This window comes from Mesorhizobium sp. 1M-11, assembly GCF_001303895.1.
Lineage (GTDB): Bacteria > Pseudomonadota > Alphaproteobacteria > Rhizobiales > Rhizobiaceae > Mesorhizobium.
This window is the reverse complement of record NZ_LJSD01000058.1, coordinates 111,010-125,595: the sequence shown is the minus strand read 5'-3', so window position 1 is coordinate 125,595 and position 14,586 is coordinate 111,010. Positions and strand designations below refer to the sequence as shown.

17 protein-coding genes and 1 tRNA gene are annotated in these 14,586 nt (G+C 60.3%); 5 read left to right on the top strand and 13 right to left on the bottom strand.

From position 1 onward, the window contains the following. Nucleotides 1–13: 13 nt before the first annotated feature. The 7 genes from AO692_RS26285 to moaA all read right to left on the bottom strand — a co-directional run bounded on the left by AO692_RS26285 (nt 14) and on the right by moaA (nt 5,916). Nucleotides 14–883, bottom strand: coding sequence for an NAD(P)-dependent oxidoreductase (locus AO692_RS26285; protein ID WP_054313021.1), 870 nt, complete (start codon nt 881–883; stop codon nt 14–16). A 96-nt stretch (nt 884–979) separates the two neighbouring features. Then, nucleotides 980–1,804 (bottom strand): ABC transporter permease, encoded by an 825-nt coding sequence (locus AO692_RS26280; protein WP_054313020.1) that lies wholly within the window; start codon nt 1,802–1,804, stop codon nt 980–982. Beyond that, nucleotides 1,801–2,514: an ABC transporter permease gene (locus AO692_RS26275; RefSeq protein ID WP_054313019.1), complete on the bottom strand. Its 714-nt coding sequence runs from the start codon at nt 2,512–2,514 to the stop codon at nt 1,801–1,803. The genes AO692_RS26280 and AO692_RS26275 overlap by 4 nt, the downstream gene beginning before the upstream one ends. A gap of 115 nt (nt 2,515–2,629) precedes the next feature. Further along, nucleotides 2,630–3,415, bottom strand: a complete 786-nt coding sequence (locus tag AO692_RS26270) for an ABC transporter substrate-binding protein (protein ID WP_054313018.1) — start codon at nt 3,413–3,415, stop codon at nt 2,630–2,632. Between the two features lie 200 nt (nt 3,416–3,615). Beyond that, the gene (gene mobB, locus AO692_RS26265) at nt 3,616–4,125 is read right to left on the bottom strand and encodes a molybdopterin-guanine dinucleotide biosynthesis protein B (protein ID WP_054313017.1); all 510 of its coding nucleotides are present in this window, start codon (nt 4,123–4,125) and stop codon (nt 3,616–3,618) included. Continuing rightward, nucleotides 4,122–4,748: a molybdenum cofactor guanylyltransferase MobA gene (mobA, locus tag AO692_RS26260; RefSeq protein WP_054313046.1), complete on the bottom strand. Its 627-nt coding sequence runs from the start codon at nt 4,746–4,748 to the stop codon at nt 4,122–4,124. The genes mobB and mobA overlap by 4 nt, the downstream gene beginning before the upstream one ends. A gap of 160 nt (nt 4,749–4,908) precedes the next feature. Next, a complete protein-coding gene (moaA, locus tag AO692_RS26255) occupies nt 4,909–5,916 on the bottom strand; it encodes a GTP 3',8-cyclase MoaA (RefSeq protein WP_082407565.1) in 1,008 nt (335 codons plus the stop codon). A gap of 281 nt (nt 5,917–6,197) precedes the next feature. Here moaA and AO692_RS26250 point away from each other — a divergent pair, with 281 nt between their 5' ends. Then, nucleotides 6,198–6,557: a DUF971 domain-containing protein gene (locus AO692_RS26250; RefSeq protein ID WP_200911786.1), complete on the top strand. Its 360-nt coding sequence runs from the start codon at nt 6,198–6,200 to the stop codon at nt 6,555–6,557. 67 nt (nt 6,558–6,624) lie between these two features. Continuing rightward, complete coding sequence (locus tag AO692_RS26245) at nt 6,625–7,236, top strand: pyridoxamine 5'-phosphate oxidase family protein (protein ID WP_054313016.1); 612 nt, start codon at nt 6,625–6,627, stop codon at nt 7,234–7,236. Between the two features lie 43 nt (nt 7,237–7,279). Here the strand turns inward: AO692_RS26245 and AO692_RS26240 are convergent, their stop codons facing one another. Next, a complete protein-coding gene (locus AO692_RS26240; RefSeq protein ID WP_054313015.1) occupies nt 7,280–7,732 on the bottom strand; it encodes a MarR family transcriptional regulator in 453 nt (150 codons plus the stop codon). A 48-nt stretch (nt 7,733–7,780) separates the two neighbouring features. Between AO692_RS26240 and AO692_RS26235 the strand changes: the two genes are divergently transcribed. After that, nucleotides 7,781–8,692, top strand: coding sequence for an alpha/beta fold hydrolase (locus AO692_RS26235; protein WP_054313014.1), 912 nt, complete (start codon nt 7,781–7,783; stop codon nt 8,690–8,692). Nucleotides 8,693–8,707: 15 nt separating this feature from the next. Here AO692_RS26235 and AO692_RS26230 read toward each other — a convergent pair whose 3' ends face one another. After that, nucleotides 8,708–9,103, bottom strand: a complete 396-nt coding sequence (locus tag AO692_RS26230) for a rhodanese-like domain-containing protein (RefSeq protein WP_082407567.1) — start codon at nt 9,101–9,103, stop codon at nt 8,708–8,710. A 67-nt stretch (nt 9,104–9,170) separates the two neighbouring features. Then, complete coding sequence (locus AO692_RS26225) at nt 9,171–9,803, bottom strand: TetR/AcrR family transcriptional regulator (RefSeq protein WP_054313012.1); 633 nt, start codon at nt 9,801–9,803, stop codon at nt 9,171–9,173. 102 nt (nt 9,804–9,905) lie between these two features. Between AO692_RS26225 and AO692_RS26220 the strand changes: the two genes are divergently transcribed. Beyond that, nucleotides 9,906–10,652: a 3-oxoacyl-ACP reductase family protein gene (locus AO692_RS26220; protein WP_054313011.1), complete on the top strand. Its 747-nt coding sequence runs from the start codon at nt 9,906–9,908 to the stop codon at nt 10,650–10,652. Between the two features lie 221 nt (nt 10,653–10,873). Continuing rightward, nucleotides 10,874–12,769 (top strand): murein L,D-transpeptidase, encoded by a 1,896-nt coding sequence (locus AO692_RS26215; RefSeq protein ID WP_054313010.1) that lies wholly within the window; start codon nt 10,874–10,876, stop codon nt 12,767–12,769. A gap of 29 nt (nt 12,770–12,798) precedes the next feature. Here the strand turns inward: AO692_RS26215 and AO692_RS26210 are convergent, their stop codons facing one another. The 3 genes from AO692_RS26210 to AO692_RS26200 all read right to left on the bottom strand — a co-directional run bounded on the left by AO692_RS26210 (nt 12,799) and on the right by AO692_RS26200 (nt 14,538). Continuing rightward, entirely contained in the window at nt 12,799–13,491 is a 693-nt protein-coding gene (locus AO692_RS26210; RefSeq protein ID WP_054313009.1) for an MOSC domain-containing protein, read from the bottom strand. Between the two features lie 179 nt (nt 13,492–13,670). Continuing rightward, nucleotides 13,671–13,745 (bottom strand) — tRNA-Val (locus tag AO692_RS26205). A 112-nt stretch (nt 13,746–13,857) separates the two neighbouring features. Then, a complete protein-coding gene (locus tag AO692_RS26200; protein ID WP_054313008.1) occupies nt 13,858–14,538 on the bottom strand; it encodes a phosphoglycolate phosphatase in 681 nt (226 codons plus the stop codon). Between the last annotated feature and the right edge of the window lie 48 nt (nt 14,539–14,586).

The window sequence follows — 14,586 nt, the reverse complement described above, 5'->3', positions numbered from 1 at the left end:
GCCCCTCCGCGGACTACTTCTCCAATCGTGCGAGCAGCGAGGAGGTATCCCAGCGGCTGCCGCCCATCGCTTGAACGTCCTTGTAGAACTGATCGACCAATGCGGTGACCGGCAATCGCGCGCCATTGCGGTCGGCTTCCGCCAGGCAGATGCCGAGATCCTTGCGCATCCAGTCGACCGCGAAGCCGAAATCGTATTTGCCGGCATTCATTGTCTTGTGGCGGTTTTCCATCTGCCAGGAACCGGCCGCACCCTTGGAGATGACATCCACCACCTTTTCGACGTCGAGCCCCGATTTCTTGCTGAAATGAATGGCTTCGGCGAGACCCTGAACAAGGCCTGCGATACAGATCTGGTTGATCATCTTGGTGAGTTGGCCTGCACCGACCGGCCCCATCAAACCAACCATGCGGGCAAAGGCGGAAATGACTGGTTTGGCTTTCTCGAAGGCATCGTCGGTGCCGCCAACCATGACGGTGAGCACGCCATTTTCGGCACCGGCCTGTCCGCCTGAGACGGGTGCGTCAAGGAAGGAGAAACCGCGCTTTTCTGCCTCTGCCGCGAGTTCGCGTGCAACCTCGGCAGAGGCGGTGGTGTTGTCGATGAAGATCGAACCCCGCTTCATTCCGTGAAAGGCGCCATCCGGGCCGATCGTGACGGAGCGCAGGTCATCGTCATTGCCGACGCAAGAAAAGACAAAGTCCTTGCCCTCGGCGGCTTGCTTTGGGGTGAGCGCCAGCGCGCCACCATGTTCGGCAACCCATTTCTCGGCCTTGGCGGCGGTGCGGTTATAGACGGTCACGTCATGACCGCCCTTGTTCTTGAGATGCCCGGCCATCGGGTAACCCATTACGCCGAGTCCCAGGAACGAAACCGCTGCCATCGTCTGATCCTTTCATATTGCTTGCGGCCGCAGTCTTAGCCGATTGCGGCACCGTTGAGCAATTTGGCGGTTGGTCCAGTCAGGGCCTTGCCGTGGTCAGCGGCGCAGATGACGTGTGATGCGCTGCTCGATCCATTCGATCGCGTGGCGCAGCACTTCGACCATGATCAGGTAGAAGATTGCAGCCCAGATGTAGGCCTGGAAGTCGAAGGTGCGCGAATAGGTCAAACGTGTGATGCCCATCAGATCATAGACCGTGATGATGGCGACGATGGCCGATCCCTTGATCATCAGGATCACTTCGTTGCCATAGGGGCGAAGCGCCACGATCAGCGCCTGCGGCAGGATGATCCGGCGCAACGTCTGTAATTTGTGCAGGCCAAGCGATGCCGCTCCTTCCCACTGTCCCTTTGGCACACTTTCGATGGCGCCGCGCAGAATCTCGGCCTGATAGGCTGCCGTGTTGAGCGCGAAGGCAAAGACCGCGCAGTTGAAGGCCTCGCGGAAGAAGCTCCACAGGCCGACCATTTCAAGTTGCGGCCGGAACGAGCCGAGGCCGTAGTAGATCAGGAAGGTCTGGGCAAGCAGCGGCGTGCCGCGGAAGAAATAGACATAGGCATAAGCGATGCCGGACAGAACCGTGTTCTTCGACATGCGCATATAGGCGATTGGAATCGACAGCAGGGCGCCAATCACGCAGGAGATCGCCACCAGCTTCAAGGTAACGACGATGCCCGACAGATAACCCGGAGCATATTTTTGGATGAGTTCGGGGTTCCAGGATGAAGCCAGGAACCAGGCCAATCCCAGGCCCAGAAGCGCCCAGAGAGCCAGGAGGACGTGGCCGGTTATGCGCGCCTTGGTCCAGCCGCGCGGCGGTTCCGGCGGCTTTTCGACAGCGGCTATGTCGGCAGCGCTCATCGCGAGGCCTCCCGACGACCAACCGCTCGTTCAATGGCGTTGATGCCGAAAGACGAGATAATGGCGAGCACCAGATAGATCAGCGCTGCATAGCCGAAGAAAAGGAAAGCATGCTTGGTGACACGAGCGGCAACGCCGGTTTCTCGTAGAATATCGTTAAGGCCGACCGCGGAGACCAAAGCGGTATCCTTGAGCAGGATCAGCCACAGATTTGCGAGACCCGGCAGGGCGATCCGGATCAACTGTGGCAGCACCACCAGCCGCATGGTTTGGCTCTTGTTGAGGCCGACCGCGTAACCGCCTTCATATTGGCCGTGCGGAATGGCGCGAAATGCCGACAGGAAAACTTCGCTGGCGTAGGAAGAAAAGACGACACCAAGCGCGATCATGCCCGACACGAAGGCGTTGACCTCAATGGTACCGGTCGGATTGAAGAACTGGACGATCTTCTGCAGCACGATCTGGGCGCCGAAGAAAACCAGAAATAGCGTCAACAGTTCCGGGAGGCCACGAAAGATCGTGGTGTAGACATTTCCAGCCAGTCTAAGTGACGGTTCCTTTGATTGCTTGGCCAGCGCAATCAGGAACCCGATGGCAAGTCCGACAGGCAAGGTGGCAATCGCAAGCGCGATCGTGACCAAAACGCCATTGAAGATGTTATCCGACCAGCCGTCCGGTCCCCAGCTCAGAAGCGTCCAAACGCTTTGCATGCGCCCGCCTGTTCCCCTTCTTTTGAAACCCGTCGCGTCATCCCCTCATGACACGGCCGGTTCGGACAGGAAAGGCGGGAATTTCCCGCCTTTCTCCATTTCAACAATCAAACGATCAGGAATCGGCGCCGAAAACGTCGAACTTGAAGTATTTGTCGTTGATTTCCTTGTACTTGCCATTGGCCCGGATGGCCTTGATGGCGGCGTTCAGCTTGTCCTTGAGTTCGGTGTCGCCCTTGCGGATGGCAATTCCTGCACCTTCACCGAAGATCTCGACAGGCTGAGGCGAAGGCTGGCCGAGCAGCTTGCAGCAGGCGCCGTCCTGGGTTTCGAGCCACTGGCTGAGAACGACGATGTCGTCCTCGACCGCATCGAGGCGGCCATTGGCGAGGTCGAGCTGGTACTCTTGAGCGGTCGGATAGGCCTTGACGGTCGAGTCCGTGAAGGTCTTCGATGCGTAGTTGAAGTGGGTGGTGGACGATTGCGTGCCGATGGTCTTGCCGGCGAGGTCTTCCTTGGTCACGCCTTTCAAGGCGCTGTCCTTCAACACCGCGATAGCGGATGGCGTGTTGTAATATTTGTTGGTGAAATCGACCTTCTGCTTGCGCTCGTCCGTGATCGACATGGACGCCACGATGGCGTCGAACTTGTTGGCCTGAAGGGCGGGGATGATACCATCCCAATCCTGGGCGACGAATTCGCACTTGACCTTCATCTCGTCGCACAGCGCCTGGGCGATATCGATGTCGAAGCCGACGAGCTTGCCGTCGGATGTCAGGTTGTTGAAGGGCGGATAGGCACCTTCGGTGCCGATCTTGACGACCTTCTCCTGGGCCTGGGCGGCGCCCAACGCCAGCATGATCGCCGACGTGGCGAGCGCGATACGCATTGCAATACGCATGATGATCCTCTCTGTTGGTCCCGGCCGCTGTCCAAGCGGCTCGTTCGGGCGGGGCTGTTGACCGCCCGCTGGACCAAATACTGGAACTTTTTGCCAAGTGAAAGCAACTGTAAAACCGCTGAGAATACCTTTCAGCGTCGGCAAAAATACGGGGTTTTTCGGCATATCGTTGGGGAAGCTTCTGCCGTTCGACGGCACGGTCAGCGGTTTAGGCCGACTCGCTCTTCGATGAAGTCGGCTATCGAAGCGATGTCGTCGAGGTCAAAGACGGGCAGCGTCTCATTCGGCTGAGGGTGGTCGGCCGCGACGGCGATGATGCTGGGATCGGATGGCGCAAGCGGTGCACGATCCTTCGCGGCGGTGCGCCGTGCCTCGATCTTGAAATGGCTCTCGCGTTTGTAGCCTTCGACGATGACGATATCCGCCGGCGCCAGCCTCCCAAGAATGTCGGCAAGTTTCGGCTCCTCTTCACCGCGCAACTCGTGCATCAGTGCCCAGCGGCGGCCAGAGACGATTGCGACTTCGCTGGCGCCGGCCTGGCGATGACGAAAAGAGTCGGCACCTTCCTTGTCGATGTCGAAGTCGTGATGAGCATGCTTCACGGTCGACACGCGCCGGCCGCGCCGTACCAGTTCGGCCACCAGTTTTTCCGTCAGCGTCGTCTTTCCGGAGTTCTTCCAGCCGGTGATGCCAAAGACGCGATTGCTCATGCGGGAAGCTCTTTGAGGATTCGCTCCGCCTCCGTGAGATCGGCGGGCGTATTGATGTTGAAGAACGGGTCGAGCGTATCGTCGCGCAGTGGAAGCAGCGGAAAGTCCACCTCGATGAAGCGATGCCTCTCTATGAAGGACAAGACACGACGGTTTCCTTCCTCGACGAGGAAGTGGCGTAACGGCTCCCGGAGGCCGATTGGCCAGAGTGCGAAAGTCGGATGCAGGCGGCCCGAAGAGCGGGCCACCGCGATCGTGTCGTGATCGACGGCATTAGCCAACTCGCTAACCAGGTTTTCGGGAAAGAAGGGGGTATCGGCAGCAACGGTAACGACTGTCGAAGTCTTCGTTTCCGAGGCAGCCCACTCCAAGCCGGCGAGAATGCCGGCGAGGGGGCCGGGAAAGCCTGCGACGGTGTCAACCAGGATCGGACGCTGAAAGCTTGAAAAACGAGCGGGATCGCCATTGGCGTTGAGAGCAAGCGGACCGACTTGTGGGGCGAATTGAGCCGTCACCCACTCAAGAACGGATTTGCCTCCCAGTGACAGCAGGCCTTTGTCGCCACCGCCCATGCGGCTCGACAATCCTCCCGCCAGTATGACACCGGCAACTTCGACGCTCATGCGCGTTCTCACCTCCTGGCGATTCAATTTCGACATCCGCATCTCGCTGAGGCCACCCGTGCGAATGTTGAAATCAAAAGACCGCTGGCAACTTCCTGTCTTCTGGTGGAGCTTTGAACTTCACTGCTTGGCTAGAAAAAGCCAAGCGGTTGATCGCGTCTCACCCGCCGGTGACGCTCATGTGCCGCGATACGGACGGCCGATTGGTGCGGCGGTCGATGACGAAGTCATGGCCCTTCGGCTTGCGGCCGATCGCTTCGTCAATGGCGTTCGAAACCAGCTCGTTGCCCTCGGAGGCGCGCAAAGGAGAACGCAGGTCGGCGGCATCTTCCTGCCCAAGGCACATATAAAGCGTGCCGGTGCAGGTCAGCCGCACGCGGTTGCAGCTCTCGCAGAAATTGTGCGTCATCGGCGTGATGAAGCCGAGCCGGCCGCCAGTCTCGGCGACCTCGACATAGCGGGCAGGGCCACCGGTCTTGTAGGGGATATCCTTCAGCGTGAAGTCGCGTTCCAGTTCGGCGCGCATCAGCGACAGCGGCATGTACTGGTCGGTGCGGTCGCCATCGATCTCACCCATCGGCATGGTTTCGATGAGCGTCAGGTCCATGCCACGGCCGTGTGCCCAGCGCAGCATTTCGGGGATTTCCTGGTCGTTGAAGCCCTTCAACGCTACGGCGTTGAGTTTCACCTTGATGCCCGCCGCCTGTGCGGCATCAATACCAGCCATCACCTTGCCGAGATGGCCCCAGCGGGTGATGGCGTGGAATTTGTCGGCGTCGAGCGTGTCCAGCGAGACGTTGATACGGCGCACGCCGCAATCAGCCAGTTCGTCGGCGAAGCGGGCAAGCTGCGAGCCGTTGGTGGTGAATGTCAGCTCTTCCAGGGCGCCGCTTTTCAGGTGACGCGACAGTTCGCGCACCAGATGCATGATGTTCTTGCGTACCAGGGGCTCGCCGCCGGTGAGACGCAGCTTGCGAACGCCCTTTTCAATGAAGATGGTGCAGAGCCGGTCGAGTTCCTCCAGCGTCAAAAGATCCCTCTTCGGCAGGAAAGCCATGTCCTCGGCCATACAATAGACACAGCGGAAATCGCAGCGGTCGGTGACAGACACACGCAGGTAGCTGATCGTGCGGCCAAACGGATCGATCATGGGATTGGCAAATTGCATTCTGTCGCCTTCAGTCCGCAGTCTCGGCAATCGAAAACTCGTTAGTCGAATGTCGGGCCTTGGTAACTATCTTTCAAGCCCGGCAAAGGTGTCATTTGGTATCACTTGCTGTTTGTCAGACGCAACCACGACCAGGTCGCGTCTGGGACATCCAACGCTTGTGGTGATCCGTAGCACGAAGACGTCGGGCGTCATCCCTATCAGCATTGGGCCAATGGGGACTGGAGTTACGGTCTTCCCAAGGCCGACGAACAGGCGTAGTCGGAGCCAACCTAAAAGGGATGTCCATGACCGCTCCGAAGGAACTCCGGGTCTCCAAGGACCGCAAGCTGCTGACGGTGACATTTCCCGATCACCGGCCATTCGAACTGTCGGCGGAGTTGCTGCGTGTTCTTTCACCTTCGGCGGAAGTACAGGGCCATTCGGCCGAGCAGCGCGTAACCGTCCCCGGCAAACGCGAGGTCGCCATCCTCAAGATCGAACCGGTGGGCAACTATGCGGTTCGCATCACGTTTGACGACCTTCACGACACCGGCATTTTCACCTGGGCCTACCTGCATACGCTCGGCCACGAAAAGGAAAGCCGCTGGCAGGCTTATCTTGATGAATTGACTGGGAAGGGCCTGGGCCGCGACCCTTAGCCGGGTAGATCCTGTCGTCAAACCGTCATGTGGCTGCGATAGCCGCAGGCTTCATGGAGCAAGGACGATGTCGAGAATAGATACGGTGGAACAACTGGAAGCTCTCTATGGGCTGCCTGGCGAAGCATCGCTGGTCAAGGAACTCGATCACGTCATTCCCGAGTACGCCGCCTTTATCGAGGCCTCGCCCTTCGTTGCCCTGGCCACATCGGGGCCGGAGGGGCTCGATTGCTCGCCGCGCGGCGATCTGGCCGGCTTCGTGCGCATTCATGATCCGAAGACGCTGATGATGCCTGACCGCCGTGGCAACAACCGTGCGGATTCGTTGCGGAATATCATCCGCGATCCGCGAGTCGGTTTGCTCTTTCTCGTGCCGGGTTCGGGAACAACCTTGCGAGTGAATGGCACGGCCTCCATCACGACCGATGCCGAATTATGCGCTTCCTTCACCATGGAGGGAAAACCGGCACGGTCGGTCACCATCGTCGCGGTCGAGACGGTCTATTTCCAGTGCGCCCGCGCCATTCATCGCTCCGATCTGTGGAATGCGGAGAAACATGTCGATCCGAAGAACCTGCCGACACCCGGGCAGATTCTTGAGGTCACCAGCCGCAAGAGCATCGACGGCACCACTTACGACAAGGAATGGCCGGAGCGAGCGAAGAAGTCGATGTGGTGAATGCGTCGGCCGCGTTTTGAATGCCGTGTCCTGATAGCGGGATCTAGTCCACCTTCATGGCTTCGGTGATGCGCAGCATCATGGCACCCATGCGGTCGCATTCGGCAGCTGTCGACTGCGCCATCACGCGCTCAATCAGCGTCGTGTAAACCCGTAGCGCTTCCATCAGCAGTGTTTCGCCGCTTTCGGTAAGGGATAGCCGCATCACACGCTTGTCCTTGGCATCGTTCTCGCGCGTGACCAGGCCGCGCGTCTCCAGTTGGGGCAGAAGCATCGTGATGTTGGAGCGTCCCACCAGCAGCCTGCGCGCGAGATCATGCTGCGACATGCCGGGATGCCGGTAGAGGTTCATCAGCATGTCGAGTTGGGCGATCTTCAGATCGAGAGGCTGTAGAGCCTTGGTAAGCGCCGCCACCACGGCCTTTTCGGCACGCACCAGCGCAATCCAGTTGCGGAATCGCGGATTGTCCCAAGGCAAGTCTTGTTTTTTGTTCATTCTTGAACTAACATGTTCACGGTTGAACTAATCTGTTGGATCGCCACTATGGCATCATTTGGTTTGAAGGTCATCCGCGGCCTGTTCGGGCTCGGTGAGCGCATTGCACCCGGCTTTGCCGGCCGCGCCGCGTTCGAAGTGTTCTGCCGCACGCCCAATGTCAACAAGGTGAGCGACGGCGAACGCCGCGCTATCGACCATGCCGCCGATTTCATGTCCGGCGCTCGCCATCATAGGCTGAAGACAAGGGCGGGCTGCGTGGTCGTGCACGAATTCCGTCCGGACCAGGGCAGGGGATCACGTGGCACGATTCTCGCCATTCATGGTTGGCGGTCGCGTACGGAATACATGCGCTCGCTGATCCAGGGGTTTCTGGAAGATGGTTACAGGGTGGTGTCGCTCGATCTGCCTGGCCATGGCGCCTCTTCCGGGCGCCGGCTCAACATGATCAATGCTGTAGAGGCGGTGCGGCTCGCCGGCGACTGGTTTGGTCCCTTCGTCGCCACTGTCGGCCACTCCTTCGGTGGAGCCGTTGCGACCAACGCGGCGGTAGGGTCGGTGAAGGGATATCTACCGGTCAACACCGAAAAACTTGTGCTGATCGCGGCCCCCAGCTCCATACCGGACCTGTTTGCGGAATTCAGCCAGGTGCTCAACGTTGGCCCACGTTCCCAGACAAAGATGGCGGGTCGGGTGGAGCAGCTTTCCGGACGACCGCTGAAGGAGTTCCAGGGAGGCCGCCAGCTCGCCCATATGCCGGTTCCAACCCTTGTCATTCACGCGCCTGACGACAAGGAAGTATCGGCCCGGCATGCCGATCTCTACGCCAGCGCCGGAGACCATGTTCGCCTGCATTGGGCGAACGGCCTGGGTCACCGCCGCATCCTGGCAGATCCCGGTGTCGTCCAGAAAGCGGTGACCTTTGTTGCCGAACGCACCCGGCCGGAGCTCGTGCATTGACGAGAGGGCGGTCGGTTACTTTTTATCTTCAGGCGCTTCGATCGGCAGGCCGGCATCTTTCCAGGCGGTGAAGCCGCCGAGGATATGTTTGACCGGCGTGAGGCCCATGTCCTGCGCGGTCTTGGTGGCAAGCGCGGAACGCCAGCCGCCGGCGCAGAAGAAGACGAAGCTCTTTCCGGAAGCAAAATAGGGTTTGTGGTAAGGGCTCTCCGGGTCGATCCAGAATTCCAGCATGCCGCGAGTGCAGTGTTTGGCGCCAGGAATGCGCCCGCTTCGCTCAACTTCACGCGGGTCGCGCAGGTCGATGAAGATTGTGCCGTCGTCCTCCAGCAACGCCGCCGCCTCGTCCGGCGAAACCGCCTCGATCTCGGCATTGGCCTCGTCCAACATCTGGCGAAACCCTCTTTTCACGGCCATCCTCCGCAAGATTTGACACCGCAGCGTCCCTGCGGATCTCCATCACACCACGGCGGCTTTGTCACGGGCCATGAGGCGCTCGGATATTGGCCTTGTCCGCCAATGGCTGGAAAGCGGCGATGGCCCCCTCGGCGACGGCAGCCAGAGCTTCTCGAGATGCGCCGTCGCGCGCGAGGATCGACATGCCGTTCTGGGTCGTGGCGTAGAACAGGGCGGCTGCATTGCAATCGAAAGCAGCGGGTAGGTCACCCTCCATCACTCCGCGCTGCAACCGGCGGCGCAAGGTATCGATATTTTCCGCGCGGCGGCGCCGCAGATCCGCACAGATCCTGCCGGAACTGGAATCTTGATGCAGTGCGCCCAGTGCGATCAGGCAGCCTCGCGGCGAATCGGTGCTGGAATAAGCCTCGACCGTGGCATGAAGGAAATCTTGCATAGCCGCGCGCGCTGTCGGTGCCTTTTCGATCGCTTCCCAGATTTCGGTGCCGACTACGCTTTCGTAGTGAGCGATGGCCTCGAGGAAGAGATTCTCCTTGCTACCGAAGGCAGCATAGAGGCTGGGGCAGCCTATGCCCATCGCCGCTGTCAGGTCGTTCAGCGATGCGCCTTCATAGCCCTTTTTCCAGAACACCTGCATGGCCCGCTCGAGGGCCTCGGTGCGATCAAAACTGCGTGGACGTCCGCGGTCCGCCATGGGAGTTCCATTTCTGTATTAATCAATACATAAATCGCTTGACGGCTCCGTGCAACCTTGTCAGGTATTTCTGTATCGATCGTTACAGAAAGGAAAATGTCGATGACTTCCACCAAATTGCAAGGCAAGACGGCTCTGGTGACCGGCGGTAGCCGGGGCATCGGCGCGGCGATCGCCCGCCGGCTCGCCGCCGAGGGCGCGGATGTGGCGATCACCTATGTCAACGGTGCCGAAAAGGCCGAGGCAGTCGTGGCGGAGATCAGGGCAGGCGGTCGTCGCGCGCTCGCGATAAAGGCTGACAATCGCGACGCCGATGCCGTCGAACGTTCGGTAAAGGAGGCAACCAAGGCTCTCGGCCGATTGGACATTTTGGTCAACAGTGCCGGCATCTGGCGCGCCGAACCGCTGGACAGTCTGTCGCTCGCCGATTTCGACGAATCGATCGAGGTCAACCTGCGTGCACCCTTCGTGGCGTCGAAGGCTGCCGCTGCCCTGATGGGCGAGGGCGGTTCGATCATCTCGATCTCCAGCAACCTGGCTGACCGGATTACCGACCCGGGACTAGCAGCTTATTCCGCCAGCAAAGCCGGTTTGGTGGGTCTTACCAAGGCGTTGGCGCGCGACCTCGGCCCTCGTGGCATTACCGCCAATGTCGTCAATCCGGGCTCTACCGACACCGACATGAACCCGGCGGACGGTCCGCATGCCGAACATCAGCGCCAGAAGATGGCGACACCGCGCTTCGGCGATGTGGCGGAAATCGCGGGTCTCGTTGCCTGGCTCGCCGGCCCTGAAAGCCGATTTGTCACCGGTTCTGCGTTCACGATCGACGGCGGCGCCAACACCTGACGCAACCGCTTTCCATCGATTTTCGTTATTGTGGCGGTGCGGAACGTTTCCGTGCCGCCACACTGTCTTTGTGGAAGTGATCGGCTGATCTCGACTTGTTTAACGAAGGCTTAAACAAATGCGCGTGAAACGCTATCATCCTGTCACAGAACCGCTATGCGAATGATCACGACATTCGCGGCGGTATTCGGAGCCCGAGGGCGGGTCGGAGAGGGTGGTCCATGAAGTCGTTCGCGAAGAGATCCGCGTTGCTGCCGTTTGCTGCCTTGGCTGCGACGTTGCTGGGATCTCCGCAGGCAAATGCCGAGGGCCTGTTTGATATGCTCTTCGGCGGTGGCGTGCGCCACCAGTCGCCGTCGATGCGCGACGGCGACTATAGCGCTCCCAACAGGCGTCCTGCGCAGAGACGCAGCGAGTTCCCGCCCCCGCCCAAGACCCGCAAGGCCGTGGCCATAGCCAAGATCACCGGGCCGACCTACAACACTTACAAGGCCGATCCACTGGTGAAGGTCGATTTCTCGCCGTTGTCGGCAGTGCCGCAGAATGCAGCCTTCGAACCAGCGCAGGCAGCCGATGCCTTCCACGAGGCGCTGGCCGGATTGGCCGACTATGACTTGCGTGCCGAGGCGGCGAACGCGAAGGCCCTGACCGCCTACTACGCCGCCAATCCCGATTTCATCTGGGTGACCGACGGCGAGCCGAACGAACGGGCCAGGCAGGCGATGCGCGTGCTGGGCGATGCCGCAACCTATGGGTTGGCGCCGGAGGATTATCTCGTCGATGTGCCGGCATTCAGTTCCGTCGACACGGCGACACGCGCGAAGGAGATGATTCGGTTCGAGATGGCGCTCTCGGCGCGCGTGTTGCGTTATGTCGACGACGCGCAGGACGGCCGCATCGATCCGAACCGCATCTCCGGCTATTACGATTTTCCGGCCAAACCGCTCGATCGTGAAGGCGTGCTCAAGACGCTCGAACGCACGCAGGAGGTGGGCACCTATCTGGAATCGCGTCATCCACAGAACGCCGAATACCAGGCACTCCGCGTCGAGCTCGAGGCGCTCAAGGCGAGCGAGGAAAACGAGGTCGTCGTCGATTCCAAGCTCAAGCTGAAGCCGGGCGAAACCAGCCCGGAACTGCCCAAATTGTTGTCGCTGATCGCGCATGACCTCGATGACGACATGGGCGGCGATTACGGTGAGGTGCTGGCCATGCTCGTTACCAGCGAGGTCTATGTTCCCGAACTGGTGCCGGTCATCAAGGCGGCGCAGAAGAAGGCCGGGGAGAAAGACGACGGCGTCATCGGCCCACGCACGGTCGCAGCGCTTGCCGGCACTTCGAAAGCCGACCGCATAGCCAAGGTGCAATATGCACTTGAGGAACTGCGCTGGCATCCGTCCGAGCTTGGAGATCCGCGTGTCTTCATCAACCAGCCATCCTTCAGCGCGAGCTACATCGAAGGTGGCGAAGAGAAGCTGAGGACGCGCACCGTTATCGGCAAGGTCGCCAATCAGACCAGTTTCTTCTACGACGAGATCGAACAGGTAGACTACAATCCCTATTGGGGCGTGCCGCAGTCGATCCTGGTCAATGAGATGCTGCCGCGGCTGCGCCGCGATCCTGGTTATCTCGACCGTGCCGGTTACGAAGTGACGGATTCGCGCGGCAAGCGCATCCCGTCTTCCGCGGTCAACTGGGGCGCCTATGGCGCAAAAATCCCCTACAATGTGCGCCAGCAGCCAAGCGAGGCCAATTCATTGGGCGAGCTGAAGATCCTGTTCCCCAACAAGCATGCCATCTACATGCACGACACGCCGCAGAAGGCGTTCTTCCAGCGCGACAATCGAGCGTTGAGCCATGGCTGCGTGCGCTTGCAGGATCCACGCGGCATGGCTGCCGCCGTGCTTGGCACGTCGGTCGACTATGTCGCCGGCAAGTTGGCCAAGGGGCATTCGTCCGAGAAGGTGAGCCGCAAGATCCCGGTCTACGTCGCCTATTTCACCGCCTGGCCCGACATGTCCGGTAAGGTCGAGTACTACGACGACGTCTATGGCCGCGATGACCGCCTGCAGCAGGCATTGGAAGCGGTTGCAGCGGTGCGTGGTCCCATGGGCTAGTCGGTCAAACCGGCAATCTGGACCGGCGTTCATTCCGTCGGCGTTTCGATGCGGCGCGACCAGTCCTCGGTCTGACCGGATGCCAGGCGGGCGGCAGCCAGCCGTTTCCAGCTGTCCGTCAAGCCGGGCAGGGCAGCCAGTTCGACAAGCGCCGGCCGGTTCATGCGGTCGTGGTAGAGAAGATGGGAGACACGGGCGATCGACCAGTCCGAATGCGGTCGTTCAATCAACATGCCTTGATCGCCCGCAGTGATCGCGCCGGCCTCCAGCACTCTGAAATACCAGCCGCTGCGTCCGGTATCCTGCACGCGGCGCGCCATGTCCGGCAGGTCGAAACGCAGGTTGAGCTTCCAGCAGGGCTGCCTGCCTTGGCTGACTTCGAGCAAGGCCTCGCCCAACCGCCAGCGGTCGCCGAGGCAGAAATCGGCCTCCGTGACGTCGTCGATGACCAGATTCTCTCCAAACGCACCCGCCTGGAAATGGTCCGCGCGATGCGGCAATTCCGCGGCCCATCGGGGCAGATGTGAGCGGGCGTAGGCGTGGAGCGCCTTGTTCGGTCCGCCATGCAGCGTGCGGTCACCTTGTTCGTCACCGTCAAGGCCGAGCGGTCCCGCATGGATTGATCCTCGAACAAGCTGTTTGTCGATCGCGCTGAACTTTCCGGCAGGACCGTACGGAACTGCTTTCCCAACACGTATCTCGGCCACTTTGAAGGTGTTCACAGCGAGATTCCGATCGATGTTCTGCTACCTGATGTAGTTTGCGGATTGGAGGCATGTCTCCTCAAGCCGCCACCCCGCGCAAAGAGATAGCCCATGCTGATGTGTGACCGACGCACGACATCAATGCGTACGGCATGAGAAAGATGTGATGGGAGGTGGCAGATCCAGGTAAAGCGGAATGGTGGGCGATGTAGGGATTGAACCTACGACCCCACCCGTGTGAAGGGTGTGCTCTCCCGCTGAGCTAATCGCCCGCTCCATGCCCGAAGGCCAAGCGCGCCGCGATATAAGGTGGGTGATGGTCGGAAGTCAACCGTCCCATCCGCGCTTCCAGGCCACGAAAGCGCGGATACGGCAAAAGATTTTTCAGCGCGCCGCCACGATCAGTTTTTCGACGAGGGCAGGGGTCAATTCGTCGAAGTGCGAGATGACGACGGATGGCTCGAATTCGCTGACATGGCGGTCGGTGTAGCCGAAATCGACAGCCACCACTGGGATGCCAGCTGCCTTGGCGGTATCGATATCGGTCTGCGAATCGCCGACCATGACAGCGCGTTCCGGGTCACCGCCGGCCAAGGCGATGGTTTCGAGCAGATGGCGCGGATCCGGCTTGCGGAAGGCGAAAGTGTCCTGGCCGGCGATCGCGGCGAAGTGGTCGTTCAACCCGAGCGCTTCGATCAAAGCCTTTGAGTTCGCTTCGTATTTGTTTGTACAGACTGCGAGAACATAGCCTGCTTCCTCCAGCCGGCCGATCGCGTCTACGACACCTGGATAGGGCAGGGACTTGCCGGGAATATTCTGGGTGTAGTGGGTCATGAACAGCCCGAGCAGGCGGTCGAGCTCTTCCACCGCCAATGCCCTGCGCTGCGCCGCATAGGCGCGTTCGATCATGACGCGACCTCCCTGGCCGACAAAGCGTTTGAAGCCGATATAGTCCACGCTCTCCAGCGCGCCATCGACCAGGCTGTGGTTCAGGCTGTCGAGCAGGTCGGGAGCGGTGTCGACAAGCGTTCCGTCGAGGTCGAAAACGATGATGGGGCGCTTCATGATCCAGTCCGTAGTTGCAGTCGCAGCAGGCGATAGCCGTTCGCTCGC

Bases quoted from the DNA above. Each gene is read 5' to 3' on its own strand.
- AO692_RS26200 (WP_054313008.1), bottom strand. From the start codon at position 14,538: ATGAAGCGCCCCATCATCGTTTTCGACCTCGACGGAACGCTTGTCGAC.
- AO692_RS26245 (WP_054313016.1), top strand. From the start codon at position 6,625: ATGTCGAGAATAGATACGGTGGAACAACTGGAAGCTCTCTATGGGCTG.
- AO692_RS26275 (WP_054313019.1), bottom strand. From the start codon at position 2,514: ATGCAAAGCGTTTGGACGCTTCTGAGCTGGGGACCGGACGGCTGGTCG.
- AO692_RS26285 (WP_054313021.1), bottom strand. From the start codon at position 883: ATGGCAGCGGTTTCGTTCCTGGGACTCGGCGTAATGGGTTACCCGATG.
- AO692_RS26220 (WP_054313011.1), top strand. From the start codon at position 9,906: ATGACTTCCACCAAATTGCAAGGCAAGACGGCTCTGGTGACCGGCGGT.
- AO692_RS26280 (WP_054313020.1), bottom strand. From the start codon at position 1,804: ATGAGCGCTGCCGACATAGCCGCTGTCGAAAAGCCGCCGGAACCGCCG.
- AO692_RS26250 (WP_200911786.1), top strand. From the start codon at position 6,198: ATGTCCATGACCGCTCCGAAGGAACTCCGGGTCTCCAAGGACCGCAAG.
- AO692_RS26240 (WP_054313015.1), bottom strand. From the start codon at position 7,732: ATGAACAAAAAACAAGACTTGCCTTGGGACAATCCGCGATTCCGCAAC.
- moaA (WP_082407565.1), bottom strand. From the start codon at position 5,916: ATGCAATTTGCCAATCCCATGATCGATCCGTTTGGCCGCACGATCAGC.
- AO692_RS26225 (WP_054313012.1), bottom strand. From the start codon at position 9,803: ATGGCGGACCGCGGACGTCCACGCAGTTTTGATCGCACCGAGGCCCTC.
- AO692_RS26235 (WP_054313014.1), top strand. From the start codon at position 7,781: ATGGCATCATTTGGTTTGAAGGTCATCCGCGGCCTGTTCGGGCTCGGT.
- AO692_RS26270 (WP_054313018.1), bottom strand. From the start codon at position 3,415: ATGCGTATTGCAATGCGTATCGCGCTCGCCACGTCGGCGATCATGCTG.
- mobA (WP_054313046.1), bottom strand. From the start codon at position 4,748: ATGAGCGTCGAAGTTGCCGGTGTCATACTGGCGGGAGGATTGTCGAGC.
- AO692_RS26215 (WP_054313010.1), top strand. From the start codon at position 10,874: ATGAAGTCGTTCGCGAAGAGATCCGCGTTGCTGCCGTTTGCTGCCTTG.
- mobB (WP_054313017.1), bottom strand. From the start codon at position 4,125: ATGAGCAATCGCGTCTTTGGCATCACCGGCTGGAAGAACTCCGGAAAG.